Source organism: Polaromonas sp. (assembly GCF_030680935.1).
In the GTDB taxonomy this organism is placed as follows: Bacteria; Pseudomonadota; Gammaproteobacteria; order Burkholderiales; family Burkholderiaceae_C; genus Polaromonas.
This window is the reverse complement of sequence record NZ_JAUXUP010000047.1, coordinates 89224-115675: the sequence shown is the minus strand read 5'-3', so window position 1 is coordinate 115675 and position 26452 is coordinate 89224. Positions and strand designations below refer to the sequence as shown.

The 26452-nt window shown below is 59.0% G+C and carries 24 protein-coding genes; 17 read left to right on the top strand and 7 right to left on the bottom strand.

From position 1 onward, the window contains the following. Positions 1 to 148: 148 nt before the first annotated feature. Entirely contained in the window at positions 149 to 439 is a 291-nt protein-coding gene (gene groES, locus Q8L50_RS12635) for a co-chaperone GroES (protein ID WP_096667046.1), read from the bottom strand. Positions 440 to 1004: 565 nt separating this feature from the next. Here groES and Q8L50_RS12630 point away from each other — a divergent pair. The 3 genes from Q8L50_RS12630 (at position 1005) to Q8L50_RS12620 (ending at position 4529) form a co-directional block, all read left to right on the top strand. Continuing rightward, the gene (locus tag Q8L50_RS12630) at positions 1005 to 1199 is read left to right on the top strand and encodes a hypothetical protein (RefSeq protein ID WP_305348982.1); all 195 of its coding nucleotides are present in this window, start codon (positions 1005 to 1007) and stop codon (positions 1197 to 1199) included. Between the two features lie 297 nt (positions 1200 to 1496). Then, a complete protein-coding gene (locus Q8L50_RS12625; protein WP_305348981.1) occupies positions 1497 to 2999 on the top strand; it encodes an ATPase domain-containing protein in 1503 nt (500 codons plus the stop codon). Further along, positions 3000 to 4529, top strand: a complete 1530-nt coding sequence (locus tag Q8L50_RS12620; RefSeq protein ID WP_305348980.1) for a response regulator — start codon at positions 3000 to 3002, stop codon at positions 4527 to 4529. A 193-nt stretch (positions 4530 to 4722) separates the two neighbouring features. On the opposite strand, the gene metK is transcribed toward Q8L50_RS12620, so the two are convergent. Beyond that, positions 4723 to 5907 carry a methionine adenosyltransferase gene (gene metK, locus Q8L50_RS12615; protein WP_305348979.1) on the bottom strand — a complete coding sequence of 395 codons (1185 nt, stop codon included), beginning with the start codon at positions 5905 to 5907 and terminating at the stop codon, positions 4723 to 4725. 175 nt (positions 5908 to 6082) lie between these two features. Here metK and Q8L50_RS12610 point away from each other — a divergent pair, with 175 nt between their 5' ends. Further along, entirely contained in the window at positions 6083 to 6931 is an 849-nt protein-coding gene (locus Q8L50_RS12610) for a lysophospholipid acyltransferase family protein (RefSeq protein ID WP_305348978.1), read from the top strand. Further along, positions 6928 to 7824 carry a lysophospholipid acyltransferase family protein gene (locus tag Q8L50_RS12605; RefSeq protein ID WP_305348977.1) on the top strand — a complete coding sequence of 299 codons (897 nt, stop codon included), beginning with the start codon at positions 6928 to 6930 and terminating at the stop codon, positions 7822 to 7824. The genes Q8L50_RS12610 and Q8L50_RS12605 overlap by 4 nt, the downstream gene beginning before the upstream one ends. 68 nt (positions 7825 to 7892) lie before the next feature. Here the strand turns inward: Q8L50_RS12605 and Q8L50_RS12600 are convergent, their stop codons facing one another. Then, positions 7893 to 8810, bottom strand: coding sequence for an alpha/beta fold hydrolase (locus Q8L50_RS12600; protein WP_305348976.1), 918 nt, complete (start codon positions 8808 to 8810; stop codon positions 7893 to 7895). A gap of 109 nt (positions 8811 to 8919) precedes the next feature. Continuing rightward, positions 8920 to 9645: a ribosome biogenesis GTP-binding protein YihA/YsxC gene (gene yihA / locus Q8L50_RS12595; protein ID WP_305348975.1), complete on the bottom strand. Its 726-nt coding sequence runs from the start codon at positions 9643 to 9645 to the stop codon at positions 8920 to 8922. Between the two features lie 221 nt (positions 9646 to 9866). On the opposite strand from yihA, the gene Q8L50_RS12590 reads away from it, so the two are divergent. From Q8L50_RS12590 to Q8L50_RS12570, 5 genes are all read left to right on the top strand, one after another. Further along, on the top strand, positions 9867 to 10508 hold the full coding sequence (locus tag Q8L50_RS12590) for a cytochrome c (RefSeq protein ID WP_305348974.1): 642 nt from the start codon (positions 9867 to 9869) through the stop codon (positions 10506 to 10508). A gap of 176 nt (positions 10509 to 10684) precedes the next feature. Next, positions 10685 to 12901, top strand: coding sequence for a cytochrome c biogenesis protein ResB (locus Q8L50_RS12585; protein ID WP_305348973.1), 2217 nt, complete (start codon positions 10685 to 10687; stop codon positions 12899 to 12901). Next, positions 12898 to 14244: a c-type cytochrome biogenesis protein CcsB gene (gene ccsB / locus Q8L50_RS12580; protein WP_305348972.1), complete on the top strand. Its 1347-nt coding sequence runs from the start codon at positions 12898 to 12900 to the stop codon at positions 14242 to 14244. The genes Q8L50_RS12585 and ccsB overlap by 4 nt, the downstream gene beginning before the upstream one ends. 74 nt (positions 14245 to 14318) lie before the next feature. Then, complete coding sequence (msrP, locus tag Q8L50_RS12575; RefSeq protein ID WP_305348971.1) at positions 14319 to 15317, top strand: protein-methionine-sulfoxide reductase catalytic subunit MsrP; 999 nt, start codon at positions 14319 to 14321, stop codon at positions 15315 to 15317. After that, positions 15317 to 15961 carry a sulfite oxidase heme-binding subunit YedZ gene (locus Q8L50_RS12570; RefSeq protein WP_305348970.1) on the top strand — a complete coding sequence of 215 codons (645 nt, stop codon included), beginning with the start codon at positions 15317 to 15319 and terminating at the stop codon, positions 15959 to 15961. Before msrP ends, Q8L50_RS12570 begins: the two co-directional genes overlap by 1 nt. Before the next feature lie 39 nt (positions 15962 to 16000). Here Q8L50_RS12570 and lysA read toward each other — a convergent pair whose 3' ends face one another. After that, positions 16001 to 17293: a diaminopimelate decarboxylase gene (lysA, locus tag Q8L50_RS12565; RefSeq protein WP_305348969.1), complete on the bottom strand. Its 1293-nt coding sequence runs from the start codon at positions 17291 to 17293 to the stop codon at positions 16001 to 16003. Between the two features lie 10 nt (positions 17294 to 17303). Beyond that, positions 17304 to 17582: a lipoprotein gene (locus Q8L50_RS12560; RefSeq protein ID WP_305348968.1), complete on the bottom strand. Its 279-nt coding sequence runs from the start codon at positions 17580 to 17582 to the stop codon at positions 17304 to 17306. A 30-nt stretch (positions 17583 to 17612) separates the two neighbouring features. On the opposite strand from Q8L50_RS12560, the gene cyaY reads away from it, so the two are divergent. Next, positions 17613 to 17945: an iron donor protein CyaY gene (gene cyaY / locus Q8L50_RS12555; protein WP_305348967.1), complete on the top strand. Its 333-nt coding sequence runs from the start codon at positions 17613 to 17615 to the stop codon at positions 17943 to 17945. 39 nt (positions 17946 to 17984) lie between these two features. Here cyaY and Q8L50_RS12550 read toward each other — a convergent pair whose 3' ends face one another. Beyond that, a complete protein-coding gene (locus tag Q8L50_RS12550; RefSeq protein WP_370869793.1) occupies positions 17985 to 20414 on the bottom strand; it encodes a penicillin-binding protein 1A in 2430 nt (809 codons plus the stop codon). Positions 20415 to 20674: 260 nt separating this feature from the next. Here Q8L50_RS12550 and Q8L50_RS12545 point away from each other — a divergent pair, with 260 nt between their 5' ends. The 6 genes from Q8L50_RS12545 to Q8L50_RS12520 are packed head-to-tail and all read left to right on the top strand — an operon-like array spanning position 20675 to position 26423. Further along, entirely contained in the window at positions 20675 to 21754 is a 1080-nt protein-coding gene (locus Q8L50_RS12545) for a pilus assembly protein PilM (protein ID WP_305348965.1), read from the top strand. Continuing rightward, a complete protein-coding gene (locus Q8L50_RS12540; protein WP_305348964.1) occupies positions 21751 to 22389 on the top strand; it encodes a PilN domain-containing protein in 639 nt (212 codons plus the stop codon). Before Q8L50_RS12545 ends, Q8L50_RS12540 begins: the two co-directional genes overlap by 4 nt. 27 nt (positions 22390 to 22416) lie before the next feature. After that, a complete protein-coding gene (locus Q8L50_RS12535; RefSeq protein ID WP_305348963.1) occupies positions 22417 to 23094 on the top strand; it encodes a type 4a pilus biogenesis protein PilO in 678 nt (225 codons plus the stop codon). Continuing rightward, positions 23091 to 23651, top strand: coding sequence for a pilus assembly protein PilP (locus tag Q8L50_RS12530; RefSeq protein WP_305348962.1), 561 nt, complete (start codon positions 23091 to 23093; stop codon positions 23649 to 23651). Before Q8L50_RS12535 ends, Q8L50_RS12530 begins: the two co-directional genes overlap by 4 nt. A 17-nt stretch (positions 23652 to 23668) precedes the next feature. Continuing rightward, the gene (gene pilQ, locus Q8L50_RS12525; RefSeq protein ID WP_370869796.1) at positions 23669 to 25795 is read left to right on the top strand and encodes a type IV pilus secretin PilQ; all 2127 of its coding nucleotides are present in this window, start codon (positions 23669 to 23671) and stop codon (positions 25793 to 25795) included. A 55-nt stretch (positions 25796 to 25850) separates the two neighbouring features. Continuing rightward, positions 25851 to 26423, top strand: coding sequence for a shikimate kinase (locus Q8L50_RS12520; RefSeq protein WP_305348960.1), 573 nt, complete (start codon positions 25851 to 25853; stop codon positions 26421 to 26423). Positions 26424 to 26452 lie beyond the last annotated feature (29 nt).

Genomic DNA, 26452 nt, shown 5'->3' with positions numbered 1-26452 from the left:
TTTAATTCTCCAGAATATTCAAAAAAGTTTTACGGGACCGTTGTTGGGAAAGAAAGCGTAGCTATTATTTTTGTCTTCGGCCGGGCCCTTGGCCCTTAACTTGGCTGTGCCAAGTTAGCCTGCGAAGAAAGTAAGTCGCTGGCGCAATTTACTTTTCGACAACAGCGAAGAGGTCGTCTTCTTTCATGACCAGCAATTCGTCGCCATCGACCTTGACAGTCTGGCCGCTGTATTTGCCGAACAAAACGCGGTCGCCGACCTTGACGGCCATGGCGCTGATTTCGCCCTTGTCGTTCTTCTTGCCAGGGCCGACGGCCAGGACTTCGCCCTGATCAGGCTTTTCAGCGGCGCTGTCAGGAATGACGATGCCGGAGGCGGTTTTGGTTTCGTTTTCAACACGTTTGACGATCACGCGGTCGTGCAGGGGACGAAGTTTCATGGGGGCTCCTGATTGTGAAACAGTGGTTTTTGAATCAAAAAGCAGCCGTGCTGGGCGCGGCTACAGTGATAGGGCTGGATTAAGTGGCTGCTAGCACTCAATACCATCGAGTGCTAATCATAAGGCTGTTTGCAAGTAGTTTCAAGCTCAGAGGCCAAAAAAACCGGGTTCCGATTCCATTTGCTGAGCCCGGGTATGCGGTCTCCCTCGCGTCTGTCCTACAAAAGTTTCGCCGGGGTCTGACATCCGGGAATCGATTCCCACTCTAAAGTGACACCAACATCACTCAGCAGTCAAAAGCCGCCTTTTGGGGGAACTTATGAACCAGTTTGCCATTGATCTACCAGCTAATCAGCGAGGCCTGCGTGCCGCCTATCCCGTCTCTGGCGAGGGACGCTTGCCCACAGGGGGGGGTGTCGGGTCGTCACGGTCCGCCTGGCCGTTTTTGGTTAACGCCATCCCCAGGGTGGATGAATTGGCGCGTGGGCAAGATTCCAGCTCCCCATCCAGCTTTGCAAGTTGATTCGGGCTTTGCCTTGAACTGCATTTAGCCGGGAGAGCAGCTATGGGCCAAGCAAGCATCGGGCAGGGCAAGCCTGGGGACAGCAATGAAAACAAGGTCGACAAGAACACGACCCCCAAGAAAACGTTCGGCGAAGAGGGCACCAATAAAACGCAGCCCAAGCCAGACCCCAACGCAAAGCCCTCCCATGTGGGGGCAGGCGGAAAATTCATCGAATCAACGCCGTTTACGCGCTGAAGGCAGTCTTAAGAAAGCCACCCGCTGCGGTGGTTTTTTGCTTTCTGCCAGCTTTGGCACTTTGTTTGTCGCCTGGCGCGGAGGCAATGGTCATCGGTGTCGCCTCTGCAAGTCTGGTGATATCGAATCGGCATTTATTCCTACACCAGTCCGCGGATGAAAAACTGGCTTTCTTGAAAACTGCTGGGTAATATTTTCCAAAGTTCGATAAACGGCTCTGATCCTGGATAGTGTTGCTGCTTGTCCTGCTTGTCCTGCTTGACGCCATTTGGCAGATAACTTAGTTCATTCACAGACATGAAGATTCAGGAAAATCTCAATTCAACTCTCCTGTCCACCGGAATTTCGGGCCTCGACAAAATTCTGGGCGGCGGTCTGACCAAAGACCGTATTTACTTGATCGAAGGCGAGCCCGGAACGGGCAAAACCACCACGGGCCTGCAATTCCTGATCGACGGCGCCAGGCAGGGTGAGTCGGTGGTGTACATCACGCTTGCCGAAACCAGTGGTGAACTGCGGGATGTTGGTGAGTCCCACGGCTGGGACATGGACGGTATCCATATCCAGGAAGTGCTGCCTTCCGAAAACCTGCTGCAGCCCGAGGCGCAGTACACCATGTTTCATGCGTCCGAGGTGGAAATGGGTACCACCATGCAGGCGATTCTTGCCGTGATCGAAGAGCGCAAGCCCACGCGCGTGGTGATCGACTCCCTGTCAGAGTTGCAGCTGTTGGCCGATACGCCCCTGCGTTACAGGCGCCAGGTATTGGCACTGAAGCAGTTTTTTGCCAGCCGCGCATGCACCGTGATGATGTTGGACGATCGCACGGCTGCCGGTATCGATTTACAGGTCCGGAGCATCGCGCATGGTGTGATCACACTGGAGCAATCGGTCAAGGAATATGGGGCGGAACGGCGCAGGGTGCGTGTCGTGAAGTACCGCGGCGCCGCTTTTCGCGGCGGCATGCATGACTACGACATCCACTATGGGGGGCTCTGTGTTTACCCGCGGCTGGTGGCAGCCGAGTCGCGGGTTATGGAAAAGCGGGAACAGCTTAGAAGCGGCCTGGCAGCGCTTGATTCGCTGCTGGGCGGGGGGCTGGAGGAGGGAACCAGTACGCTGATTGCCGGTCCGCCTGGCACCGGAAAGTCCTCGCTGGCCGCCCAATTTGTTGCCGCCGCTGCAGAGCGCGGCCAGAGCAGCGCCATGTTCCTGTTCGAGGAAGCTGCCAACAACCTGCTGAATCGGGCCGATGGGCTTGCCATGCGCGTGCGTGATCCCTACAACGAGGGCTTGTTGACCATCCAGCAGATTGATCCTGCCGAGTTGTCGCCCGGAGAGTTTGCAACCGCTGTGTGTGCGGCGGCCGACATGGGTGCAAAGGTGATTGTGATTGACAGCATCAACGGCTACCTCAACGCCATGCCGGACGAACGCTTTTTGACCACCCACCTGCACGAGCTGCTGACCTACCTTGGCCAGCGCGGCGTGGTCACCATTCTGGTGGGCGTCCAGCAGGGCATGTTGGGCGGCAACATGTCCACCACGGTGGACGCCAGCTACCTGGCCGACAACGTCCTGATGCTGCGTTATTTTGAGCACGACGGGGAGGTCAAGCAGGCGGTCTCGGTATTCAAGAAACGGGGCAGCCTGCACGAGCGGACGATTCGCCAGTTTTCAATATCCGCCAGGGGCATCCAGGTGGGCGAGGTGTTGCGCGGTTTCCGTGGCATTCTGACCGGTGTGCCGGTCTATCTGGGTTCTACCGATAGAGCTGGCACCGAATCCGAGGTGAGGTAAGTGGAACGGCGCATTGTCATCTGTACCCCCACGGGGCAGGATGCGGACCTGACTTCCAGGGTTTTTCACTCCGTGAACATCGGCAGCATGGTGTGTCGAGACGCCGGTGAGTTGGTGGAGCAGTTGCCCCGCGGCGCAGGTGCCCTGCTGCTGGCCGAGGAAGTGATCAGCGGCTCCGCGATGCTGCCGCTGGCGGAGTATGTTGCCAGGCAGCCCACGTGGTCGGACATACCGATTCTTCTTTTGACCCGCAGTGGTGCTGACTCACTGGACGTGCGGCGGGCCGTGGGCCGTTTGGGCAATGTCACCTTGATGGAGCGGCCAGTGCGCACGACGGCACTTATCTCCGCAGCGCGTTCGGCGATCCGGGCGCGTGAGCGCCAGTACCAGGTCAGGGATGCGGATCGGCGCAAAGATGAATTTCTGGCCACACTGGCGCATGAACTGCGCAATCCGCTGGCGCCCATCCGTACATCCATGGGCATTCTCAAAAACCTGCACTCTGATTCGGACCCGGTGACAAGGCTGCGCAATGTGGTGGACCGGCAGGTGACACACCTCACCCGGCTGGTGGACGATCTGCTCGATGTGGCACGCATTACCAGCGGCAAGGTGGTGCTCAAGAAGAACCGAATCACCCTGCGTTCGGTGGTCAACCATGCCGTGGAGATATCCAGTTCAGCCATGGAAGTCAAAAAGCACCGGCTCGATGTGAACGAACTGGAAAGCGACTACCTGCTCGACGCGGATCACGCGCGGCTGGTCCAGAGCGTGGCAAACCTGCTGGTCAATGCAGCCAAGTTCACGCCAACCGAAGGTCACATTGTTCTGGGTATCCATGTGGAGGGCGATACCGTGAAATTCAGTGTGCGGGACAACGGCATTGGGCTGGAGCCGTCCTCACTGAGCCGGATCTTTGACCTGTTCGCGCAGACGCCCGTGCCGGGAGAGGTGCCGAGTGGTTTGGGCATCGGCTTGAGCCTGGCCAGGCAGTTTGCAGAAATGCACGGTGGCAATCTGCGCGCCTTCAGCGACGGCCTCGGTCGTGGCAGTGAATTTGTATTGACCCTGCCTGTGGTGGTCGAGCAAAAAGAAAGCCCGCCGCGCAAAGAGGTGGCGGTCACACCGCCAGCGGTCTGCGGGCGTTTTAGAAAAGTCCTGGTGGTTGACGACAACGTCGACGCGGCTGACACCCTGGAGGCGCTGTTGGGCATGGATGGTTTTGCCGTGACCACCGTCTATAACGGCGTGGCGGCTGTGGACCAGGTCAAGGTCGCCACGCCCGATGTGGTTGTGATGGATATCGGCATGCCCGGCATGGATGGTTATGACGCCGCGCGCCTGATCCGCCAGCACCCGGGCGGAGAAAAAATCCTGCTCATCGCCCTGACGGGCTGGGGCCAGTTCAACGACAGGAAACGCGCCAGCGAGGCCGGCTTTGACCACCATCTGGTCAAGCCCGTCGACTATGACATGCTGATGAGGTGCCTGCAACCGACCTCTGAGGAGCGTGTAGGGCAACGTGCGTGAAGAGCGGGCGGGGATAAGTGCTCCGACGCCCCACCACCCTTCACACTGCGAGGTTTTTTATTTCAGAACTGCTGCAGCGCGAAGGGCTGCAGCCTTGTCTGTTTTGCATCTTCAGCACGGGCCTTTGCCCTTGACTTCGCTTTGCGAAGTGAGCCTGCGCTGAAAGCCTGGCAAGCCCTCCTCGCTTGGGGCCTTACAGGCCCGCAGCCGCGCGCAGCGCAGCTGCCTTGTCTGTCTTTTCCCACGTGAATTCCGGCTCGTCGCGGCCGAAGTGGCCGTAGGCGGCGGTTTTCTCGTAGATCGGACGTAACAGGTCCAGCATCTGGATGATGCCCTTCGGACGCAGGTCGAAATGTTCGTTGACCAAGGCCGAGAGTTTTTCGTCGGACATCACGCCGGTGCCTTCGGTGTACACCGTCACGTTCATCGGGTGGGCCACCCCGATGGCGTAGGCCACCTGAATCTGGCACTGCTTGGCGAGGCCGGCGGCCACGATGTTTTTCGCGACATAACGTGCGGCGTAAGCGGCTGAACGGTCCACTTTCGAAGGGTCCTTGCCGCTGAACGCGCCGCCGCCGTGCGGGCAGGCGCCGCCGTAGGTGTCCACAATGATCTTGCGGCCGGTCAGGCCGCAATCGCCCTGCGGGCCACCGATGACAAAACGGCCGGTCGGGTTGATCAAATACTTGGTGTCCTTGGTCAGCATGCCTTTTGGCAGCACCGGCTTGATGATCTCCTCGATGATGGCCTCCACAAACGAAGCCTTCATCTTGTGCTGGGTTTCGCTCTGGTCAGGGCTGTGCTGCGTGGACAACACCACCGTGTCGATGCTGTGCGGCTTGCCGTCCACGTAGCGCATGGTGACCTGGCTCTTGGCGTCCGGGCGCAGGAAAGGCAGGCGGCCATCTTTACGCAACTGGGCCTGGCGCTCGACCAAGCGGTGGGCGTAATAAATTGGCGCGGGCATCAGCTCGGGTGTCTCGTCGCAGGCATAGCCGAACATCAGGCCCTGGTCGCCGGCGCCAGTGTTCAGGTGGTCGTCGGACGCATGGTCCACGCCCTGGGCAATGTCATTGGACTGCTTGTCGTAACAAACCATGACGGCGCAACCCTTGTAGTCGATGCCGTATTCGGTGTTGTCGTAACCAATACGCTTGATGGTGTCGCGCGCGACCTGGATGTAATCCACGTGGGCGTTGGTGGTGATCTCACCCGCTAGCACAACCAGGCCGGTGTTGGTCAGGGTTTCGGCCGCGACGCGGGACAGCGGGTCCTGCTTGAAGATGGCATCGAGGATGGCATCGGAAATCTGGTCGGCAACCTTGTCAGGATGGCCTTCGGAGACGGATTCGGAAGTAAAGAGAAAATCGTTCGCCATTGCGTACACTCCATGAAGTTAGTCGGCGCGTTGCCGGCTTGGGGTGCCTCGGCGAACGCTTTAGCAGTTTGGTTTAATGTCGCCCTGCAAGTTGTTCAGTAACTCGGCGACAACTGGCATTATATCGCTTCCATCTGTCCTCGCTGTCCGCTGTCCTTTTCCCCCTTTCTTCTTCATGATTTTCCTGTTCCGTTTCCTTTCCCATTGGCCGTTGCGCGCCCTGCATGGTGTGGGCGCTGCCCTGGGCTGGTTGGTCTGGTGCTTGAGCCCGGCCTACCGGGCACACTTTCGGGCCAACGTGGCGCAGGCAGGTCTGGCCTTTGAGGTGGCGCGCCCCGCAATTGCCGAGGCCGGGCGCTTTGTGGCCGAGTTGCCAAAACTCTGGATGCGACCGCCTTCGGTTTCCTGTTTGGGCAACGTCAGGGTTGAGGGCCAGGAACACGTTGAGCGGGCATTGGCGCTGGGACGGGGGCTTGTTTTTTTTGGCCCCCACTGCGGTAGTTTTGAATTGGGGCCGCAGGCATTGGCCGAGTTGTACGGCCCGATCACCGCAATTTACCGCCCGGCCCGCAAAACCTGGCTGGCCCGGCTGGAGCGTATTGCCCGCGACCGTGCGAATCTGACGGTGGTGCCCGCGTCTCTCAGCGGTATCCGCCTGTTGCACAAGACGCTGAAGGCCAATCAGGCTGTGGCCTTGTTGACCGATCAGGTTCCCCCTGAAGGGCTGGGGGTCTGGGCGCCTTTCTTTGGAAAACCGGCCTACACCATGACCTTGGCTGCCCGCCTGGCGCTGCAAAGTGGCGCCACCCTGTTGCCGGTCAGTTGTGAGCGGCTGGCCCGGGGCCAGGGCTATTTCCTGAAAATATGGCCGGCGGTGCAGGGGCTGGAAGCGGCCGGAAAGTCTGACCTGCTGCAGGCGGTCACGCAGATCAACCGGGCGATTGAGGCGATTGTGCTGAGCCAGCCCGGCCAATATCTGTGGGGCTATGCGCGCTACAAGACGCCGCGCGAGGACGCACTTTGAGGACGCCGCGCCAGCTGCTTGGTCGCATCGTCACCCGGTCAGGCATCGCTTTCATGCAGTCGCTGGCGCTCTTGCCGCTGCGCTGGACGCGCGCGCTGGGCGTGCTGCTGGGCTTCTTGTTGTACTTGCTGGTGGGTTCCCGCCGGCGTGTGGTCCAGACCAATCTGGCGCTGTGTTTTCCCGAGCTTCCCGAGGCCGGGCGCAACCAGCTGACGCGCCAGACCTTTGTCTATTTCGCCCAGGCCTGGCTGGACCGCGCCTGGTTGTGGCATGCGCCCAGGGCGTGGGTGCAGCGGCGGGTACAACTGACCGGCTCGCTGGATGAACTGGTGGGCGACGACCCCACCGTGATTTTTTTGCCGCATTTTGTCGGGCTGGATGCCGCATGGGCCGGCGTAGCCTTGCAGATGCCCCGGCCCTCCACCACGATTTATACCGACCAGTCGAACAAGCTTGTCGACCGTTGGATACTGCGGGGCCGCAGGCGTTTTGGCAACCTGCGCCTGTTTGGGCGGGCAGAAGGCGTCAAACCCATCGTCACCGCTTTGCGCGAGGGGCAGCCACTGTACCTGTTGCCAGACATGGACTTTGGCCCTGACGACTCGGTGTTTGTGCCGTTTTACGGTACACCTGCCGCCACAGTCGCCTCGCTGTCACGTTTTGCCCGGCTGGGACGCGCCAAAATTGTGCCCTTGCTGCCGCGCCTGACAGCGACGGGTTACACCGTCGAAGTGTTGCCGGCCTGGCCCAATTTTCCGAGCGATGACCCGGTGGCCGACACCGCGCTGATGAACACGCGCCTGCAGGAGTACATCCGCACCATGCCGGCGCAGTACTACTGGGTGCACAAACGATTTAAAACCCGGCCAGAAGGTGAGCCCTCGCTTTATTGAACGATGCATGGGGCGTTTTGTGCCTCCAGCCCTTATGCAGTATACGTACGCAGCTATAAAAAAAATAGCTATTCGGCTTGACCCAGAAAATCGCGCAGGTAGCCAATGACACGTTCCGGCTGCTCATGCACGATCCAGTGGGTGGCACCAGCGACGGTTTGCAGCTGCATGGCCGGCACGTAGTCGGCCAGGCCGTCTATCAATGCCGGCGGCAGGGCGATATCGTCCAGCGCCCACACCACCAGGGTAGGCAGCAGCACCGTCAGCCGCTCGCGTGCCAAGCTGACTCCTGCGGCGGCGGGATCTTCGGGCCGTGGCGGGCGCAGCGGAGAGGCGCGGTACAGGTTGCAACCGCCGGTCAGCCCGGCGCGCCAGACTTCCCGATATTGGTTTTTGACGCTCTCGGTCAGCCAGGCAGGCTGGCCGTTGCTGCCGTTGGTCAAAAACTGCCACAGACGGCGGAAATCGTCGGCCGCCAGCAGCGCCTCGGCGTCCGGACGGATCAGGAAATTCATGTAGGCGCTGGCGGCCTGCTGCGCCGGTGAGTGCTGCAGCTCGCGCAAAAAAGTACCGGGATGTGGGGAATTGACGATGGCCAGCTTTTTCATCAGCTGCGGCATCGCCGCCGCGAGGTTCCAGGCAATTGCGCCGCCCCAGTCGTGGGCCACCAAACATTCCAACTGCGGGGAGGCGCCCGGGGGACAGACCGCGGCACTCAGCGCCGAGATGTCCTGCATCAGGTGTTTGGGCCGGTAGGCGTCGGGGTCGGTGGGCGCGCTCGACTGCTCAAAGCCGCGCAGGTTGGGTGCAATGCAAAAATAACCACCGTTTTCAGGCCGGGCGAAATGCGCCAGCAGGGTGTCCCAGACAAAAGCCGCCTCCGGAAAGCCGTGCAGAAACATCAGCACTGGCCTGCCAGCCTGGCCCGCCATGCGGCAGGACAGGGTGATGCCGTGGGGCAGTTTGATCAGGTGGGTCTCAATCATTTGCTATACATTCAGGAGCTGCTTGCGCCCGTCGTATTAGGGCTGCAGGCAGATTTGGCTTCATAAAATGCACAAGCGGCAGAGATCGGCTCGGTCTGCCACAAAAGACTCAGGGCGCGCCGGAGTCCTTTTCGGCTGGTGCTGCGGCGGTTGCCTTGACCGGCTTTTCAGGCTTGACCGGCGGATGTGCCCATTGCCACAAATGCTGGGCGACTTCCTCCACCCCCTGCCGTTTGAGCGCTGAAAAGAGTTTGACATCCCCGCCTCCGGCCTGCAGTCGCACAATGGACAGTGCCTTGGCGGCCTCGGTCTTGTTGAGCTTGTCGGATTTGGTCAGCAAGACCAGAAACTTCAGGCCTTCCTCGACCCGCGGACGGATCACGTCGAGCAATATTTCGTCGAGTTCGGTCAAGCCCAGGCGCGGGTCGCACAGCAGCACCACGCCCTTGAGGTTGTCGCGTGTTTGCAGGTAGTTGCCCATCACCTGTTGCCAGCGGTACTTGGCTGCTTTGGGCACGGCCGCATAACCATAACCCGGCAGGTCGGCCAGCACCGCGTCGGTGATACCCTGTTTGCCCAACGAGAACAAATTGATGCTTTGCGTGCGTCCCGGAGTTTTGGAGGCAAACGCCAGCCGGTTGATCTGGGTCAGTGTGTTGATGCAGGTGGACTTGCCGGCATTGGAGCGGCCGACAAAGGCAATCTCCGGAAACTCCATCATCGGCAGGTGCTTGAGCTCGGGCGCCGTGGTCAAAAACTTGGCTGTGTGCAACCAGCCCATGGCAATTTTGGCCTCTGCCGACTGGGGCGGCTGGGCGGCCAGTGCTGCCGCCATGTTAGCCGCCGCTATTTTGGGCGGGGCTCGTTTGGCAGTCGGCTTCTGGGTTTTAACGGGGGTGGATCGCGGGGATATGCTCATATATTGGGATTGTCCCCCAAGCCATTGTAAAATCGTGGAGTTTTGCGTGAAGTAGTGCTCAGGCGGGCTGCACAAGCAGCTGAAGTCTTTGCGCCTGGCGCCTTGTCCACCTTAGAGTCAACCATTAAACCCCCGATATGAAGCTTGTTTCCACTTCGTTGATGTCCTATTTGCTGGCTGCTGTTCTGGCCGTGCCCCTTGTTTCGCAGGCAGCCGGCGAGGCCGCACCTGCCAAGGCGGCCAAGCCCGACCTGGTTCGCGGCGAAAAGAGTTTCGCCGTCTGCGTTGCCTGCCATGCAGCCGACGGCAATTCGGGCACCCCGGTCAACCCCAAACTGGCCCAGCAGCATCCCGAATACCTGGTCAAGCAGTTGCAGGAGTTCAAGTCGGGCAAGCGCAAAAATGCCGTCATGCAGGGCTTCGCAGCAGCACTGTCTGAAGACGACATGAAAAACATCGCCTTCTGGGTCAGCAGCCAGAAATCCAAACCCGGTTTTGCCAAAGACAAAGAGCTGGTGACCCTGGGTGAGCGGATTTACCGCGGCGGCATCGCCGACCGCCAGGTGCCCGCCTGTGCTGGTTGCCACAACCCGACCGGCGCCGGTATTCCTGCGCAGTACCCGCGCCTGGGTGGTCAGCATGCCGAGTACACCGCCTCCCAATTGACGGGTTTTCGTGACGGCGTGCGTGGCAATAGCCTGCAAATGAGCCAGGTGGCTGCCAAATTGAATGACCGGGAGATCCGCGCGGTAGCCGACTACATTGCCGGATTGCGCTGATTACCCTGAAAACCTGAGGCTTGAAGGGGCTTGGTCTGTGATCAGGCAGATTGTGGGGAAAATGCAGCGGCCAACCCGATTTGTAGGGAACCCCTGCCAAATTCAGCACTCCATACAGGGCGGGTCTTCAAGAAGACCCGCCTTTTTTTTGTTGCCTCTCTCAACCAGCACCACGCATGACCGTTACCAGCCACGCAGTTTCCACCCACGGGCTTCGGCTCAAGTCGGGTTCGCATGCTTTGCGATCGGTGGTGGAGTTGCTGTCGTCGATGCGGTTTTCTATTTCGCTGTTGACCGTCATCTGTATCGCTTCGGTGATCGGAACCGTTCTCAAGCAGCAGGAGCCGTTTGGCAACTACGTCAACCAGTTCGGCCCGTTCTGGGCGCAGGTGTTTGCCGCGGTAAGCCTGTACACCGTGTACAGCGCCTGGTGGTTCATGCTGATTCTGGCGTTTCTGGTGATCTCCACATCGCTGTGCATCAGCCGCAACACACCGAAGATCCTGGCCGATCTGAACCAGCTCAAGGAAAACATCCGTGAGCAAAGCCTCAAGGCGTTTGGGCATCGGGCCGAGCTGAGTTTGGCCGAGGCGCCGGAAGTGGCGGCAAGGCGCATCGGGCAGACACTGGTCAAGAGCGGCTGGAAAGTGAAGTTGCAGCAACGAAACACTGCGGGCGGTACCGGCTGGATGGTCGCTGCCAAGGCGGGTGCGGCCAACAAGCTGGGCTACATTGCCACGCACAGCGCGATTGTGCTGGTGTGCGTGGGGGGCCTGCTTGATGGCGACTTGATGGTGCGGGCCCAGACCTGGTTCAACAACAAGACCATCTATACCGGTGGCGGGCTGATTGCCGATGTGCCGGCGCAGCACCGCCTGAGCGAACGCAACCCGACTTTCCGTGCCAATTTGCTGGTGGCAGAAGGCACGCAGTCCAGCACGGCCATCCTGAACCAGCCGGGCGGCGTCTTGCTGCAGGACCTGCCTTTTGCCGTGGAACTGAAAAAATTCATTGTGGAGTACTACTCGACCGGCATGCCCAAGCTGTTTGCCAGCGAGATCGTTATTCACGACAAGGAAACCGGCGAAAAAATTCCGGCCCGTGTTGAAGTGAACCACCCGGCGCGTCACAAAGGCATAGAGATTTACCAGTCCAGCTTTGACGATGGCGGCTCCAGCGTCACTCTCCAGGCGGTTTCCATGGCGGTCGGCGCTCAAGTGCCCAGCAAGCCGTTTGAGCTTCAGGGCACGATCGGGGGCTCCAGCAGCCTGAGCAGCGGGCGGGGTGAAGGCGCAGAAAAGATGACGCTGGAATACACCGCGTTGCGTGTCATCAACGTTGAAAATTTTTCCAGCTCTGGCAGCATGGGCGCTACCTCGGGGGCGGATGTGCGTAAAGTTGACTTGCGTCAGGCCATCGATTCGCGTCTGGGTGCAGCCAACAAAACGCGGGAGAATAAAGAGCTGCGCAACGTCGGCCCCAGTGTCACCTACAAGTTGCGCGACGCCGCTGGCCAGGCCAGGGAGTTTCACAACTACATGCTGCCAGTCAAGATGGATTCGGCCGAGTCCAGCCCGGCGCTTTTCCTGCTGGGCGTGCGTGAGACCACTTCCGGTCCTTTCCAGTACCTGCGTATTCCTGCTGACGATCAGGGCAGCATGGACGGATTCCTGCGCCTGCGCCGCGCACTGGCAGACCCGGCGCAGCGCGAACGTGCTGTGAAGCGTTATGTGCGCCAGGCCATTGCCGCAGACCGTCCTGAGTTGGCGCAGCAGTTGTCGGCTTCTGCATCGCAGGCTCTGGCGCTTTTTGCCGGTCCCGACCAGGCCCCGGACGGCGCCCAGGCTACAGCACCGGCGGGCCTTCAAGCAGTGTCCGACTTCATAGAGGCCAGGGTGCCTGAGGCCGAACGCGACCGCGCGGGCGAGGTGCTGGTGCGTATTCTCAACGGAGTTCTGTTTGAGCTGGCCCAGTTGACGCGCGAACAGGCGGGCTTGGCGCCCATGCCCAGCGACGGCGCCACTCAGGCTTACATGGCCCAGTCGGTGCTGTCGCTCAGTGATGCCCACTTTTACCCGGCGCCAATGGCATTTAAACTGAAAGACTTCACCCAGCTGCAGGCGAGTGTGTTCCAGGTGGCACGCACGCCCGGAAAAAACATTGTTTACCTCGGCTGCGCTTTGCTGATTCTGGGTATCTTTGCGATGCTCTATGTGCGGGAGCGTCGTTTGTGGGTGTGGCTGGCGCCGGGTGCCGGGCAGGATCCGGAATCGGGCGAAAAATCAGAAACGGGCAGCCGCGCCACCATGGCCATGTCAACCAACCGCCAGACCATGGACGGCGGGCAGGAGTTTGAAATGCTGAAGACAAAACTTTTACAGGCGCCACGATGAACACCACAACCCTGAATTCCAGCGGCACGGACGCGGCCACCATCAGCCTGCACGAAGGCTATTTTGCAAAACGCAATCTGTTCGACTGGATTTTTGCGGCCCTGGTTTTGGGTGGAGGCTTGTATGCCTTTTTCCAGTACAGCGGGTTTATGGACGTTTATGAAAAAGGCATCTTGCTGGGGGCCATTCCTGCCGTGGTCGCAATGGCCTGGTTCTGGCGGCCATTGCGCGTGCTGGGGCTGCTGGTGGCGGGTTTTTCGTTGCTCGGCATCGTTGCCTATCAGGGTGATCTGGCGCGGGCCGAGCAGGTGTTCTGGCTCAAGTACTTCCTGTCCAGCCAGTCCGCGATTCTCTGGATGAGCATGCTGTTTTTCATGAGCACCGTGTTTTACTGGCTCGGCATGTTCATCAAGGGGCAGGGCGACACGATGGAGTCCCTGGGTTCCAGAATTGCGTGGGTGGCGGTCGGCATGGCACTCGTGGGTACCATGGTGCGCTGGTACGAAAGTTACCTGATTGGCGCCGATGTGGGGCACATTCCGGTCAGCAACCTCTACGAAGTGTTTGTGCTGTTCAGCTGGATGACAGCGGCGTTTTATCTTTACTTCGAAGACCAGTACAAAACCCGTGCCATGGGGGCATTTGTCATGCTGGTGGTCAGCGCGGCGGTGGGTTTTCTGCTGTGGTACACGGTCGTGCGTGGGGCGCATGAAATCCAGCCTCTGGTGCCAGCCCTCAAAAGCTGGTGGATGAAGCTGCATGTGCCGGCCAACTTCATTGGTTATGGCATGTTTTCACTGGCAGCCATGGTGTCTCTGGCCTACCTGATCAAACAACAGGCACTGGAAACCCGTTGGTACAAACTGACACCGTTGTGGCTGCTGGGCGTTGTGCTTTGTTTTGTGCCGATCGTGTTCCGGAAATCTTCCGAGGTCGGCAGCAGCGGCTACTGGCTCGGATATCTGGCGGTGTCGGGCCTGATCGCCGCCGGCATTTTGCTGGGCCGCAAGCGAATTGCCGCGCGGCTGCCCAGCGCGGAAGTGCTCGACGACGTGATGTACAAGGCGATTGCGGTGGGGTTTGCATTTTTCACCATCGCCACGGTGCTCGGCGCGCTGTGGGCGGCCGAGGCCTGGGGCGGCTACTGGAGCTGGGACCCGAAGGAGACCTGGGCATTGATCGTCTGGCTGAATTACGCGGCCTGGCTGCACATGCGCCTCATGAAGGGCTTGCGCGGTACGGTGGCCGCCTGGTGGGCACTGGTGGGGCTGGCCGTGACCACCTTCGCTTTTCTGGGTGTCAACATGTTCCTGTCGGGGTTGCACAGCTACGGCACCTTGTAATGTGTTTTGAATCCTTGTAAGAACCTGCTGCGTACTCAGACTAACTTCCAACGACCCAGCTTCAAGGACACAACATGTTGATCAAAACCGGTAACAGCGGCTTTACGCACTCCATTCCCAGCGACATCACGCCGCAGGGTGTTTACCAGCAGCGGCGCGAGCTGATGAAGTTGCTGGCAGGTGGCGCGGCTGGTGCTGCCCTTGCTTCCTGGGCTGGCCGTGAGGCCCTGGCCCAGGGCGCCGGCAAACCGGGCAAGCTGGCGGCCTTACCCGGCGCGAAATCGGCCGTGGCTGGCGCTGTGACCATGGAGAAAGTCACAGATTACAAAGACGCCTCGACGTACAACAACTTTTATGAGTTTGGCACCGACAAGGGCGACCCCGCAAAAAATGCCCACACGCTGGTCACCAAGCCGTGGACCGTGGCAGTTGAAGGTCTGGTCAAGCAGCCAAGAACCTATGCGATTGAGGATTTGATCAAGCTCAGCGCCCAGGAAGAGCGTATCTACCGGCTGCGCTGTGTGGAAGGCTGGTCCATGGTCATCCCTTGGGTCGGCTATTCGCTGGCTGATCTGATCAAGAAGGTAGAGCCCCTGGGCAATGCAAAATACGTGGAGTTCATCACCCAGGCCGATCCGAAGACCATGCCATTTGTCGGCTCGCGTGTGCTGGATTGGCCTTATGTCGAAGCGCTGCGCATGGACGAAGCGATGAACCCGCTGACACTGCTGACCTTTGGCATGTATGGCGAAGTGCTGCCAAATCAGAGCGGCGCACCGGTGCGGCTTGTGGTGCCCTGGAAGTACGGGTTCAAAAGCGGCAAAAGTATCGTCAAGATACGCTTCACCGACAAGGAACCGCGTACCGCGTGGAACAAGGCGGCGGCCAACGAGTACGGCTTTTACTCGAACGTCAATCCGGCTGTGGACCATCCGCGATGGAGCCAAGCCACCGAGCGCCGTATTGGCGAAGACGGCTTGTTCGCCAAGAAGCGCAAAACCCTGATGTTCAACGGGTATGAGGCGCAGGTCGGCCAGTTGTATGCGGGGATGGATCTCAAAAAGTTCTTTTGATGGCCTCGCGCCAAAACTTGCTGCTGCACCCGGCGGCCAAGCCCCTCCTGTTTGCCTGCTGCCTGCTGCCTTTTGTCTGGCTGTTCTACGGCGCGCTGACGAACCAGCTGGGTGCCAATCCGGCCGAGGCGCTGATACGCGCAACCGGCGACTGGACTTTGCGCTTTCTCTGTATTGTGCTGGCAATCACGCCGCTGCGGGTCATCAGCAATACCCCGGCACTGGCGCGTTTCAGGCGCATGCTGGGCCTGTTTGTCTATTTTTACGTGGTCATTCACCTGCTGAGCTACAGCTGGTTTGACATGGGTTTTGATGTGCCGGAAATCGTCAAGGACATCATCAAGCGGCCATTCATCCTGGTGGGCTTTTCCGCATTCTTGCTGTTGACCCCGCTGGCGGCAACCTCGTTCAACGCGGCCATCAAGAAACTCGGCGCGCGGCGCTGGCAGCTGTTGCACAAGCTGGTGTATGTGATTGCCGGGCTGGGGCTGCTGCACTTTTTCTGGATGCGGTCTGGTAAAAACGATTTTGCCGAAGTCTTTGTATACGCGGCCATCATTGCCGTGCTGCTGGGCTGGCGCTTGCAGAAGTTGTTCAGTAAAAAGCGGCTTCAACCCATGCCGGTCGTGCGTAAGCAGCTATAAGAAAAGTAGCAAACGAGGAGAACAAACGCCTGCGGCGGATCAGCTCGCAAGCAGTCGTTCGTTGCGCATCTGGTCGGCTGGCGTTTCCCGACTGCGAATCAGCTGCGCATGCTGTCCATCGACCAGCACTTCCGCCGCGCGGCCGCGCGTGTTGTAGTTGCTGGCCATGCTCATGCAATATGCGCCCGCAGACAACACCGCCAGACGATCGCCGCTTTGCACGGCCAGCGCGCGGTCGCGGCCAATCCAGTCACCACTTTCGCAGACAGGACCGACCACGTCGTAGTTCACCGCCGGTAGATCTCGTCCTTTGGCAAGCGGCACGATGGCGTGAAAGGCCTGGTACATCGCCGGTCGAGGCAAATCGTTCATGGCCGCGTCAATCACGCAGAAGTTCTTTTGCTCGCCCGGTTTGAGATAAAGCACCTCGGTCAGGCAGACCCCTGCATTGCCGATCAGCGAGCGACCGGGTTCCAGCATGATTTTTCTGTTGCCGTAGCCGCGCGCATCCAGTTTGGCGAGCAGGGCACGCCACAGGGCGTCAGCAGCGGGGGGCGTGTCGTGGTTGTAGTCGATACCCAGTCCGCCGCCAAAATCAATGTGTTCAATCGGAATGCCCGCAGTTTCAATGCTGGCCACGAGGTCCAGCACCCGGTCCATGGCGTCGAGGTAGGGGGTGGTGTCGGTGATTTGCGAGCCGATGTGGCAATCGATGCCGACCACCCGCAAGCCAGGCAGGGTTGCCGCATGGCGGTAGATGCGCAGCGCATCCTCATGTGCCACGCCGAACTTGTTGCCCTTCAGCCCGGTGGAAATATAGGGGTGGGTTTTGGCGTCCACATTGGGGTTGACACGTATGCTCACCGGCGCGATCAGCTGCATCCCTGCGGCGATACCGGACAACACGTCGAGCTCTGCCTCGCTTTCCACATTGAAACAGGCAATGCCGGCCAGAAGCGCCTGGCGCATCTCAGTGCGGGTTTTACCGACGCCCGAAAAAATCACTTTGCGCACATCGCCACCGGCGGCAATCACGCGGTCAAGCTCCCCGCCAGAGACGATGTCGAAACCACAACCGGCTTGTGCAAAAACCTGAAGCACGCCGAGCGATGAATTGGCTTTCATGGCGTAACAAATCTGCGCATCGCGCCCGGCCAGGCCAGACTGGTAAGCGGCGAGCGCGGCCAGCATGGCAGCTTTGGAATAGACAAACAGCGGGGTGCCGTACCGGTCGGCCAGTTGATCAAGTGCAACTTCCTCCAGCTGCAGGTTTTCCTCGCGGTAGGCCAGATGCGGCGCGCCGGGGAGGGGAAATGAAGCAGTAGCGATCATGTCGGCGCGCTCATCGCGGAAGCAAGATGGCAGGCCCCGAGGCCGGAGGTGGTTCCGGAAGATTGCCGGTGGTCGCTGAGCTTGCCGGCGCGCTGGCCGGCCGAGCCGGTGCGCCAGCAGCCTGGCCAGTGGCTGGCACCCGGGGCGGAGGTGGCAGGAACAGAGGGCCTTTCTGGCCACAGCCAGCCAGGCTTGCCAGACCGACGGCACCGATTGCAGCCAGTGCCAGGCCGGAAAGGCCACGCAGGCAGGAGATATGGGCGGAGCGGCCTAAAATTCGAAGCGACATTTGAATTCGTGCAAACATGGTGGGATTGTAATGACCGAGCTTGACTATCTGGACAAGGCCGAGGCTGCGCTCAGTGCCATAGAAGTGGCGTGTGACCGGATCAATGATGCGACCGACGCAGATGTAGACAACCAGCGGACGGGCGGCATGATCACGCTGACATTTGCCAATCGCAGCCAGATCATCGTCAATCTGCAAAAACCGCTACAGGAAATCTGGCTGGCTGCGCGGGCGGGTGGCTTTCACTACCGGCTCTCACAAGGGCAGTGGACGGACACCAAAGACGGCAGCGAGTTGTTTGCGTGTTTGTCGCGTTGTGCCAGCGAGCAGGCGGGGCAGGCGCTGGTGTTCAATCCACTTTAAGGCCTGCGGGCCGTCGTTCCCCTTGGCGGCGGGCCTTCTTCAGTTCTTGAAGAGGTCCAGAATCCGTCGTCGCTCGTCTCCGGGTGGTGGAGTTTGAACCGTGGCGCCTGGCGGTACCGGTTGTCCACTAACAGGGTTGTCGGCAACTGCGCCTGCTGCGGGCCGATCAGCCAACCCCACGCTGCTGACCCCAGAGCCCCTCGCGTACTCGTCGTAAAACCACTCGCCGCCAATGTTCACGATTCCTTCCGGCGTCGGGTACTCACTGACCGGCACACCTTTGAGCGCGTACTCCATGAAGTTGATCCAGATGGGCAGGCTCAGACCACCGCCGGTTTCACGGTCCCCCAGTTTTTTGGGCGTGTCGTAACCCATCCAGACGGCTGCCGTCAGTGTTGGCTGATAGCCGACGAACCAGGTGTCAATCGAGTCGTTGGTTGTACCGGTTTTGCCGTACAGGTCGTTGCGTTTCAGGGTGGCCTGGGCCTTGGCTGCCGTACCACTGCGCGTGACCTCCTGCAAAAGGCTGGACATGATGAAGGCGTTGCGCGCGGCAATGCCGCGCGAGGACTCATCGAGTCCGGGCACCGGACTTTCAACCACAGTCTTGCCCTTCTGGTCGGTGATGCGGGTAATCAGATAGGGGTTGATGCGGTAGCCACCGTTTGCGAACACCGAATAGCCAATGGCCATTTGCAGGGGGGTCACCGAACCGGCGCCCAGCGCCATGGTCAGGTAGGCGGGGTGTTTCTCGGCATCGAAACCAAAATGAGTGACCCATTCCTGCGCATTTTTGACGCCCACTGCCTGCAAAATACGAATGGAAATCATGTTTTTGGACTTGGCCAGCCCACGGCGCAGGCTCATGGGGCCGTCAAACGTGCCGTCGTAATTTTTCGGTTCCCAGGGCTGACCGCCGGTCACGCCTGCGTCGAAAAAAAGTGGCGCGTCGTTGACGACCGTGGCCGGAGTAAAACCTTTTTCCAGCGCTGCCGAATATATAAAGGGCTTGAAGCTGGAGCCGGGTTGCCGCCAGGCTTGCGTCACATGGTTGAACTTGTTTTTCTCATAATCAAACCCCCCTACCAGTGCCCTTATCGCGCCATTTCGCGGGTCCAGCGCGACAAACGCGCCCTCCACTTCCGGCAGTTGCGTGATTTCCCAGGTGTTTTTGGGTGTTTTGGTGACCCGGATCAAGGCGCCACGGCGCAGTCTGATGTTGGGGGCCGCTTTGTCCGATAAACCTGACTGCGCTGGCTTGAGACCGTCGCCGGTGATCTCTATGGTTTCGCTGTTTTGCCGAACCGCCACGATTTTTTTGGGCCCGGCTTCCAGTACCACGGCCGACATGACGTCGTCGTTGTCCGGGCTTTCGGCGAGGGCATCGTCAATGGCATCTTCCGCGTCCTTTGCATCGCTGGGCAGGTCGATGAAACGCTCAGGACCGCGGTAGATCTGCCGACGCTCATAGTCCATGATTCCCTTGCGAAGTGCCTTGTAAGCCACCGTCTGGTCGGTCGCGCGCAAGGTGGTGAAAACATTGAGGCCGCGGGTATACGTCTCATCGCCATATTGGCTGAAGACCAGCTGACGCACGGTTTCAGCCACAAATTCCGCGTGTACCCGGCTGGAGTCTGGCCCCGATTTGACCTTGAGCTGTTCATTTTTGGCGTCCACCGCCTGTGCCGCCGTGATGAAGCCGTTCTCTTCCATGCGCTCGATGATGTGAAGTTGCCTTGCTCTGGCGCGTTTGGGGTTGCTGACCGGGTTGTAGGCAGAGGGCGCCTTGGGCAGCCCCGCCAACATGGCGGCCTCTGCAATGCTGACGTCTTTCAGGGGTTTGCCGAAATAGGCCTCAGAAGCGGCAGCAAAACCGTATGCGCGCTGACCCAGAAAGATCTGATTCATGTAGATCTCCAGAATCTGATCCTTGGTGAGCAGGTGTTCCAGTTTGAAAGTCAGCAAGATTTCGTAGATTTTGCGGGTATAACTTTTTTCGGCGGACAGATAGACATTGCGCGCCACCTGCATGGTGATGGTGGAGGCTCCCTGGCTTTTGGCGCGGCCCACATTGGCCAGCCCGGCCCGAATGACCCCGATGTAGTCCACACCGCCGTGCGAAAAAAACCGGGCATCCTCAATCGCCAGGACCGCGTCCTTCATCACCTGCGGGATGTTGCGTATGGGCGTCAGGTTGCGTCGTTCTTCGCCGAACTCGCCAATCAGCACTGCGTCGGCGGAGTACACCCGTAGCGGCAGCTTGGGGCGATAGTCGAGCAGGTCGGATATATCCGGCAGATTGGGATATGCCACCGCCAGCGCCACGGCGACCAACAGCAAAATCGAGAGCAGTCCGGCCAGTGCCAGGCCCCCAACCCAGGCTGCGGCCTTGAAGAGCATGGGTAACCAGGTCGGTCCGCCAGTCAATGGACTGTGGGATTCGGGAGAATTTGACGGCATGGGGTTCATCCTAAGTTCGCGCCAGCATTGTGAAAAACCGCTTTTGCGCGAAGACCTGTCAACTTGTGAAGGATTTCACATTTTGCATTTATTGCCAGGGCGACAGGCTGACGCCGATTCGGGCACGCGCCTGAAAGCGTCGGCTTTTGACAACGGTGATGGTAAGCGAAAATAGAAAAATCCTTTGTCGTACAACGGTCTTACTGATAGCATTGAAGTGATTTCTTAAGTTTGCAGGGCTACATATTAGCCATCATCTGGGGACCGTCTTGATCTCTTTGGGATCGTTATTCAGCCGTCAATCGTCGGCATTGCTCGGTCTGGACATCAGTTCGTCCAGCGTCAAGCTGGTCGAGTTAAGCCGAGACAAGGCTGGCAACCTCGTGCTTGACAGGTGCGCGATCGAGCCCCTGGAGCGGGGGTGGATCACGGACGGCAATGTGGAAAAGTTCGATGAGGTCGCAGAGGCGGTGCGTCGTCTGGTCAAAAAAAGTGGAACCCGTACTAAAAATGTCGCCATGGCGCTGCCCGCTTCGGCAGTGATCACCAAAAAAATCATACTCCCAGGCGGTTTGAGCGAGCAGGAGCTTGAAATTCAGGTGGAAGCGGAAGCCAATCAGTACATCCCCTTTTCGCTGGATGAAGTCAGTCTGGATTTTTGTGTGGTTGGCCCCAGTACCAGCTCTGTGGGCGATGTGGAGGTGTTGATTGCAGCATCGCGCAGGGAAAAGGTCAACGACAGGCAGGGGCTGGCAGAGGCTGCAGGGCTCAAGCCAGTGGTGATTGATGTTGAATCCTATGCCTCGCGCCTGGCCACAGCCCGGCTGATCGAAGGCCTTCCAAACCAGGGCCTGGACACGATGGTGGCGCTTTTCGAGGTCGGAGCGCTGACCACCAGCATGCAGGTGATCAAGAACGATGAGGTGCTGTATGAGCGTGACCAGGCTTTCGGCGGCGCACAGCTGACCCAGCTGATCGTGCGTCAATACGGGTTTTCGCCGGAAGAGGCGGAAAGCAAAAAACGCAGCGGTGAATTGCCCGATGACTACGAGGCCAGCGTGCTAAAACCCTTTGTGGACAGCATGGCGCAGGAAATTGGACGCGCGCTGCAGTTCTTTTTCACGAGCACACCCCATAACAAGGTTGATTACGTGATGTTGGCGGGCGGCTCATCGGCACTGCCGGGGCTGACGGACGCGGTGACCCAGCAGACCTCTTTTGCGAGCATGGTGGCCAATCCTTTTGAAGGCATGACGCTTGGCAGCGATGTTCGCGAGAAAAAGATGAAGCGCGAGGCTGCTTCATACCTGACCTCCTGTGGTCTGGCACTTCGGAGATTTCTCCAGTGATTCTGGTCAACCTACTTCCTCACCGCGAGGCGGCGCGTAAACGCAGGCGTGAAGCTTTTTTTGTTGCCCTGGGGATTGCGGTCATGATAGGCGGCCTGATGGGCGGCGCGGTCTTTTCCTGGTATCAGGCTCAAATTTCGGAGCAGCAAGGGAAGAACAGTTTTCTCACGGTCGAAATCAAGCGTCTGGAAAGTCAAATCAAGGAAATTGCTGGCCTGCAGCAGGAGATTACCGCTCTGCGAGCCCGCCAGAATGCGGTGGAAGACTTGCAGGGCAATCGCAATTTACCCGTCTATCTACTGGACGAATTGGTCAAGCAATTACCCGATGGCGTGTACATCACCAGCATGAAGCAGGACAACCAGGTGGTGCTGATCAGCGGCGTGGCCCAATCCAACGAGCGGGTTTCAGAGTTGCTGCGTAATTTGGGCAATAACAGCCCTTGGCTGACTCGTCCGGAACTGATAGAGATCACGGGAAAATCCATCACTCTTGGTGCCAGAGACCAGCGACGGGTGTCCAATTTCTCCATGCGCGTGGCGCTCAGGCGTGCCACCGATGTGCAAAAGGCGGCTTCAACAACCTCTGGCAAGCCTGTCTCCGGGGTGAAACCCCCTGCTGCGGCAAAGAGCTGATATCCGGGTACCGAACAGGCACTGACCATGGCAAGTATCGCGACTTTCAAACCAGATTTTCCCGCACTTCTACAAGCGCTCAAGGGGCAGTTTGTCGGGCTCAATCCCAACGACCCGCCGTCCTGGCCAGCGTTTCCGCGGTACGTCTTGTGCATGTGTGTGACCGCCGTCGTTGTCGTGGCGCTCTGGTTTGTATGGTTGAGCTCATCAGACGATGAACTTAAGGCCGAACAAGCCAAGGAATTGCAGCTGCGCGAGGATTACAAGAAAAAATTGACGCAGGCGGTTAGCCTGGATGCCCTGAAAAAGCAGCGCGAGCAGGTACAGCAGTATGTAACCCAGCTGGAAAAGCAGCTGCCCAGCAAGGCCGAGATGGACGCTTTGTTGTCGGATATCAATCAGGCTGGCTTGGGTCGCAGCCTGCAGTTTGAACTGTTCAGACCAGGTCAGGTCAGCGTGAGGGAGTATTACGCCGAATTGCCGATATCCATCAAGGTGACAGGGCGCTACCACGACATGGGCGCCTTTGCCGCAGACATCGCGAATCTCTCGCGCATCGTGACGCTGAACAACATCTCGATTGCCCCGGTCAAGGATGGCTCGATGAGCATGGAGACTACCGCTAAAACTTTCCGGTACCTCGATCCTGAGGAAGTCATCCTGCAGCGCAAAACCACAGCGCCCGGGAAAGAGGCCAAGAAATGACTTCCCTTTGCTTCGGTCCGTTGCGGGCATTTATTTTGGCGACCGGCTTGTGCGCGGGGTTGGCGGCTTGCGGTTCTGGCGAGCAGGCAGAGCTGCAGCAGTGGATGACTGAGCAACGCGCGCAGACAAAAGCACGTATCGAGCCGTTGCCCGAGCCCACCAAATTTTCCCCTCAAGCCTATACGCAGGAGGGCGCGATAGAGCCGTTCAGTAGCCAGAAACTCACCCAGGCGCTGAGCCGCGACTCCAATAAGGCCACTGCCAATGCGGCACTGATTGCGCCCGAGTTGAATCGGCGCAAAGAGGCGCTGGAGGCCATGCCCCTGGACGCGGTGTCCATGGTGGGGAGCCTTGTTAAACAGGGGCAACCGGTGGCATTGGTGAGGGTGGACAATTTGCTGTATCAGGTGCGTGTTGGCAACTATCTGGGTCAAAACTATGGCCGGATTACCAAAATATCTGAAACTGAGGTCGCGCTGCGTGAAATCGTGCAGGACGCTGGGGGCGAGTGGTTAGAGCGAGCGGTGACGATACAGCTTCAAGAAGGGTCGAAATGAACAAGAATCCATGGATGATGCATGCGGGCCCCGTTGACTGGGTATCGCCGTTGACCTCGGCTTGCAGGACCCTGGTGGCTGCCCTGCTGACCGCGGCGCTGGCCTTGCCCACCTGGGCGCAGACGCCGAATGCCATCGAGTCGGTTACCGGGTCTGTTCAAGGCGGCTCGGAAGTGATCCGCATTGACCTCAAAGAGGCATTGACGGCGGTTCCTACCGGATTCACGATTCAAACGCCAGCAAGAATAGCGCTTGATTTTCCGGGGGTCAGCAATTCCATGGGGCGTTCCGCACTGGAGTTGAATCTGGGCAATCTCCGGTCCGCCAATGTGGTCCAGGCGGGCGAAAGGACGCGAGTGGTCTTGAACCTCAAGGCATCAACCGCTTACACCGCGCAGATCCAGGGCAAGTCCTTGTTGATTACGCTGGAGCCGGTTGCGGTCGCTGCACCTTCTCCCGTCGCAGCCCCGGTTTTTGCGGAAAATCGCAACCGCGACACCCTGCCTTTGAAGGACATCGATTTTCGCCGTGGCATAGATGCTTCCGGACGGATCGTTGTTGATCTGGCGAACAACCAGGTCGGCGTTGACATCCGGCAGCAAGGGCAGACCCTGGTCGTGGAGTTTCTGAAAACCGCGCTTCCCGAAGGTTTGCGTCGGCGGCTCGACGTCTCCGACTTTGGCACCCCGGTGCAGAGTGTGAGCACCTCTCAGATAGGCGACAAGGTGCGTATGGTGATTGAGCCCAAGGGCGCATGGGAGCACAGTGCTTATCAGAGCGACAACCAGTTTGTGCTGGAGGTGCGCCAGCAAAAAATCGACGAGTCCAAGCTGTCGCAAGGCCCAGGGTATACCGGCGAAAAGCTGTCACTGAATTTCCAGAATATCGAAACGCGGTCCTTGCTGCAGGTGATTGCGGACTTCACCAACTTCAATATCGTGACTTCTGACAGTGTCACGGGTGCAGTCACCCTGAGGCTGAAGGATGTGCCGTGGGATCAGGCACTGGACATCATTTTGCAGGCCAAAGGTCTGGGCATGCGTAAAACCGGCAATGTGCTGCTGATCGCGCCCAAAGATGAGTTGGCCGCCAAGGACAAGCTCGATCTTGAATCGCGCAACGCCATTCAAACGCTGGAATCGGTACGCACGCAATCCTTCCAGATCAATTACGCCAAAGCTGCGGAGATCGCCGCCCAAATCACAGCCGGTGGTACCGGCCCAACCAGCGCCCGGATATTGTCGAATCGAGGCAGCGCAATTGCCGAGGCCAGGACCAACCAGTTGTTTGTGACCGATATTCCGTCCAAGCTGGAGCAGGTTCAGAGCTTTATTGCAAAGATTGACATTCCGGTACGGCAGGTGTTGATTGAAGCGCGCATCGTGGAGGCCTCTGACACTTTTGGCAAGTCGTTGGGTGTGCGACTGGGAGGGCGACCGTTTTCCCTCGATGGGGGGCGTAATGTCTCGTTCGGGCCGACCTATATCAATCCGCCAACCACACCCGCAGCTCCAGTGCTGGGCAGTAATTTTGGAACGACAACTGGAGACTTCATCAATTTGCCTGGTGTCGGTCAAAACGGGTTTCAGGCAGGTACTTTTGCAATTTCCCTATTTACCTCCTCGGTGACAAGGCTTCTGAATCTTGAAATTTCAGCCATGGAAGCCGATGGAAAGGGCAAAATTGTGTCCAGTCCCCGCATTGTGACGGCCGACCAGGTCAAGGCTCTGATTGAGCAGGGCACCGAGTTGCCCTATCAGCAGGCAACCTCCAGTGGCGCCACATCGATCGCTTTCCGCAAGGCCAACCTCAAGCTCGAAGTGACGCCGCAGATCACGCCAGAGGGCAATATCATTCTCCAGGTGGACGTGAACAAAGACAGCGTCGGCAGGGCAACGGCCAATGGATTTGCAATCGACACCAAACATATCCAGACCCAGGTTCTGGTTGAAAACGGGGGCACGGTAGTGATAGGGGGAATTTTTGAGCAGAACGAGCGCGAGGATGTGACCAAAGTGCCCTTGCTTGGTGACTTGCCCGCCGTAGGCAACTTGTTCAAGACCCGTACCCGCACGGCCAACAAGTCGGAGTTGCTGGTTTTCATTTCGCCGAAAATGATTTCCAACGGAGCTGCCCTGCGTTGAGTACCGGCGCGTTAGCGCTGGATGCTTGTCCTGCGTCCGCTCCTGTGAGTTTTTTGTGACGCCTGCCCATATCGCGTTTGTCGGACTACCCGGTTCGGGAAAGTCCACCGTGGGTCGGCACTTGGCCAGACGCCTGGACCGTCCCTTCGTCGACAGCGATCAGGTGATCGAAAGGCGCATCGGGGCGTCCATCCGGGAATTTTTTGAGCAAAACGGCGAAGAGGCTTTTCGCGACCTGGAACAGGATGTCATCAACGAGTTGACGCTGGGAGAGCCCTGTGTGTTGGCCAGCGGTGGCGGGGCCGTGTTGCGCTTGGCCAATCGACAGCATTTCCAGCAGCGTACCCAGGGGATTTACCTCCATTCCGCGCCGGAAGAGGTTTTTCGGCGCCTGCGGCATGACAGAAATCGACCCCTTCTGCAGGTAGCTGATCCCCTCGGTCGCTTGCGCGAGCTGTATGCGTTGCGCGACCCTTTGTACCGCGAGAGTGCAAGATTCACCGTGGAAACCGGGAAACCGTCGGTCGCGGCGCTGGTAAATGCCGTGGTCCTCCTGCTTGAGCAGGGCGGTGTTGTTTCGCTCACGGAGGCGAGGCCGATAGTGGCTGCTGGCCCCAGCGCCGCCTGATCGACACCGCTGCGTTCACGCCCCCTTCG

Excerpts from the sequence above, each read along its gene's own strand:
- msrP (WP_305348971.1), top strand. The coding sequence starts at position 14,319 with ATGTTGATCAAAACCGGTAACAGCGGCTTTACGCACTCCATTCCCAGC.
- Q8L50_RS12600 (WP_305348976.1), bottom strand. The coding sequence starts at position 8,810 with ATGATTGAGACCCACCTGATCAAACTGCCCCACGGCATCACCCTGTCC.
- Q8L50_RS12585 (WP_305348973.1), top strand. The coding sequence starts at position 10,685 with ATGACCGTTACCAGCCACGCAGTTTCCACCCACGGGCTTCGGCTCAAG.
- Q8L50_RS12625 (WP_305348981.1), top strand. The coding sequence starts at position 1,497 with ATGAAGATTCAGGAAAATCTCAATTCAACTCTCCTGTCCACCGGAATT.
- groES (WP_096667046.1), bottom strand. The coding sequence starts at position 439 with ATGAAACTTCGTCCCCTGCACGACCGCGTGATCGTCAAACGTGTTGAA.
- Q8L50_RS12610 (WP_305348978.1), top strand. The coding sequence starts at position 6,083 with ATGATTTTCCTGTTCCGTTTCCTTTCCCATTGGCCGTTGCGCGCCCTG.
- Q8L50_RS12590 (WP_305348974.1), top strand. The coding sequence starts at position 9,867 with ATGAAGCTTGTTTCCACTTCGTTGATGTCCTATTTGCTGGCTGCTGTT.
- Q8L50_RS12530 (WP_305348962.1), top strand. The coding sequence starts at position 23,091 with ATGACTTCCCTTTGCTTCGGTCCGTTGCGGGCATTTATTTTGGCGACC.
- Q8L50_RS12560 (WP_305348968.1), bottom strand. The coding sequence starts at position 17,582 with ATGTCGCTTCGAATTTTAGGCCGCTCCGCCCATATCTCCTGCCTGCGT.
- pilQ (WP_370869796.1), top strand. The coding sequence starts at position 23,669 with ATGCATGCGGGCCCCGTTGACTGGGTATCGCCGTTGACCTCGGCTTGC.
- Q8L50_RS12570 (WP_305348970.1), top strand. The coding sequence starts at position 15,317 with ATGGCCTCGCGCCAAAACTTGCTGCTGCACCCGGCGGCCAAGCCCCTC.
- lysA (WP_305348969.1), bottom strand. The coding sequence starts at position 17,293 with ATGATCGCTACTGCTTCATTTCCCCTCCCCGGCGCGCCGCATCTGGCC.
- Q8L50_RS12550 (WP_370869793.1), bottom strand. The coding sequence starts at position 20,414 with ATGAACCCCATGCCGTCAAATTCTCCCGAATCCCACAGTCCATTGACT.
- Q8L50_RS12535 (WP_305348963.1), top strand. The coding sequence starts at position 22,417 with ATGGCAAGTATCGCGACTTTCAAACCAGATTTTCCCGCACTTCTACAA.
- Q8L50_RS12630 (WP_305348982.1), top strand. The coding sequence starts at position 1,005 with ATGGGCCAAGCAAGCATCGGGCAGGGCAAGCCTGGGGACAGCAATGAA.
- cyaY (WP_305348967.1), top strand. The coding sequence starts at position 17,613 with ATGACCGAGCTTGACTATCTGGACAAGGCCGAGGCTGCGCTCAGTGCC.
- ccsB (WP_305348972.1), top strand. The coding sequence starts at position 12,898 with ATGAACACCACAACCCTGAATTCCAGCGGCACGGACGCGGCCACCATC.
- yihA (WP_305348975.1), bottom strand. The coding sequence starts at position 9,645 with ATGGCGGCAGCACTGGCCGCCCAGCCGCCCCAGTCGGCAGAGGCCAAA.
- metK (WP_305348979.1), bottom strand. The coding sequence starts at position 5,907 with ATGGCGAACGATTTTCTCTTTACTTCCGAATCCGTCTCCGAAGGCCAT.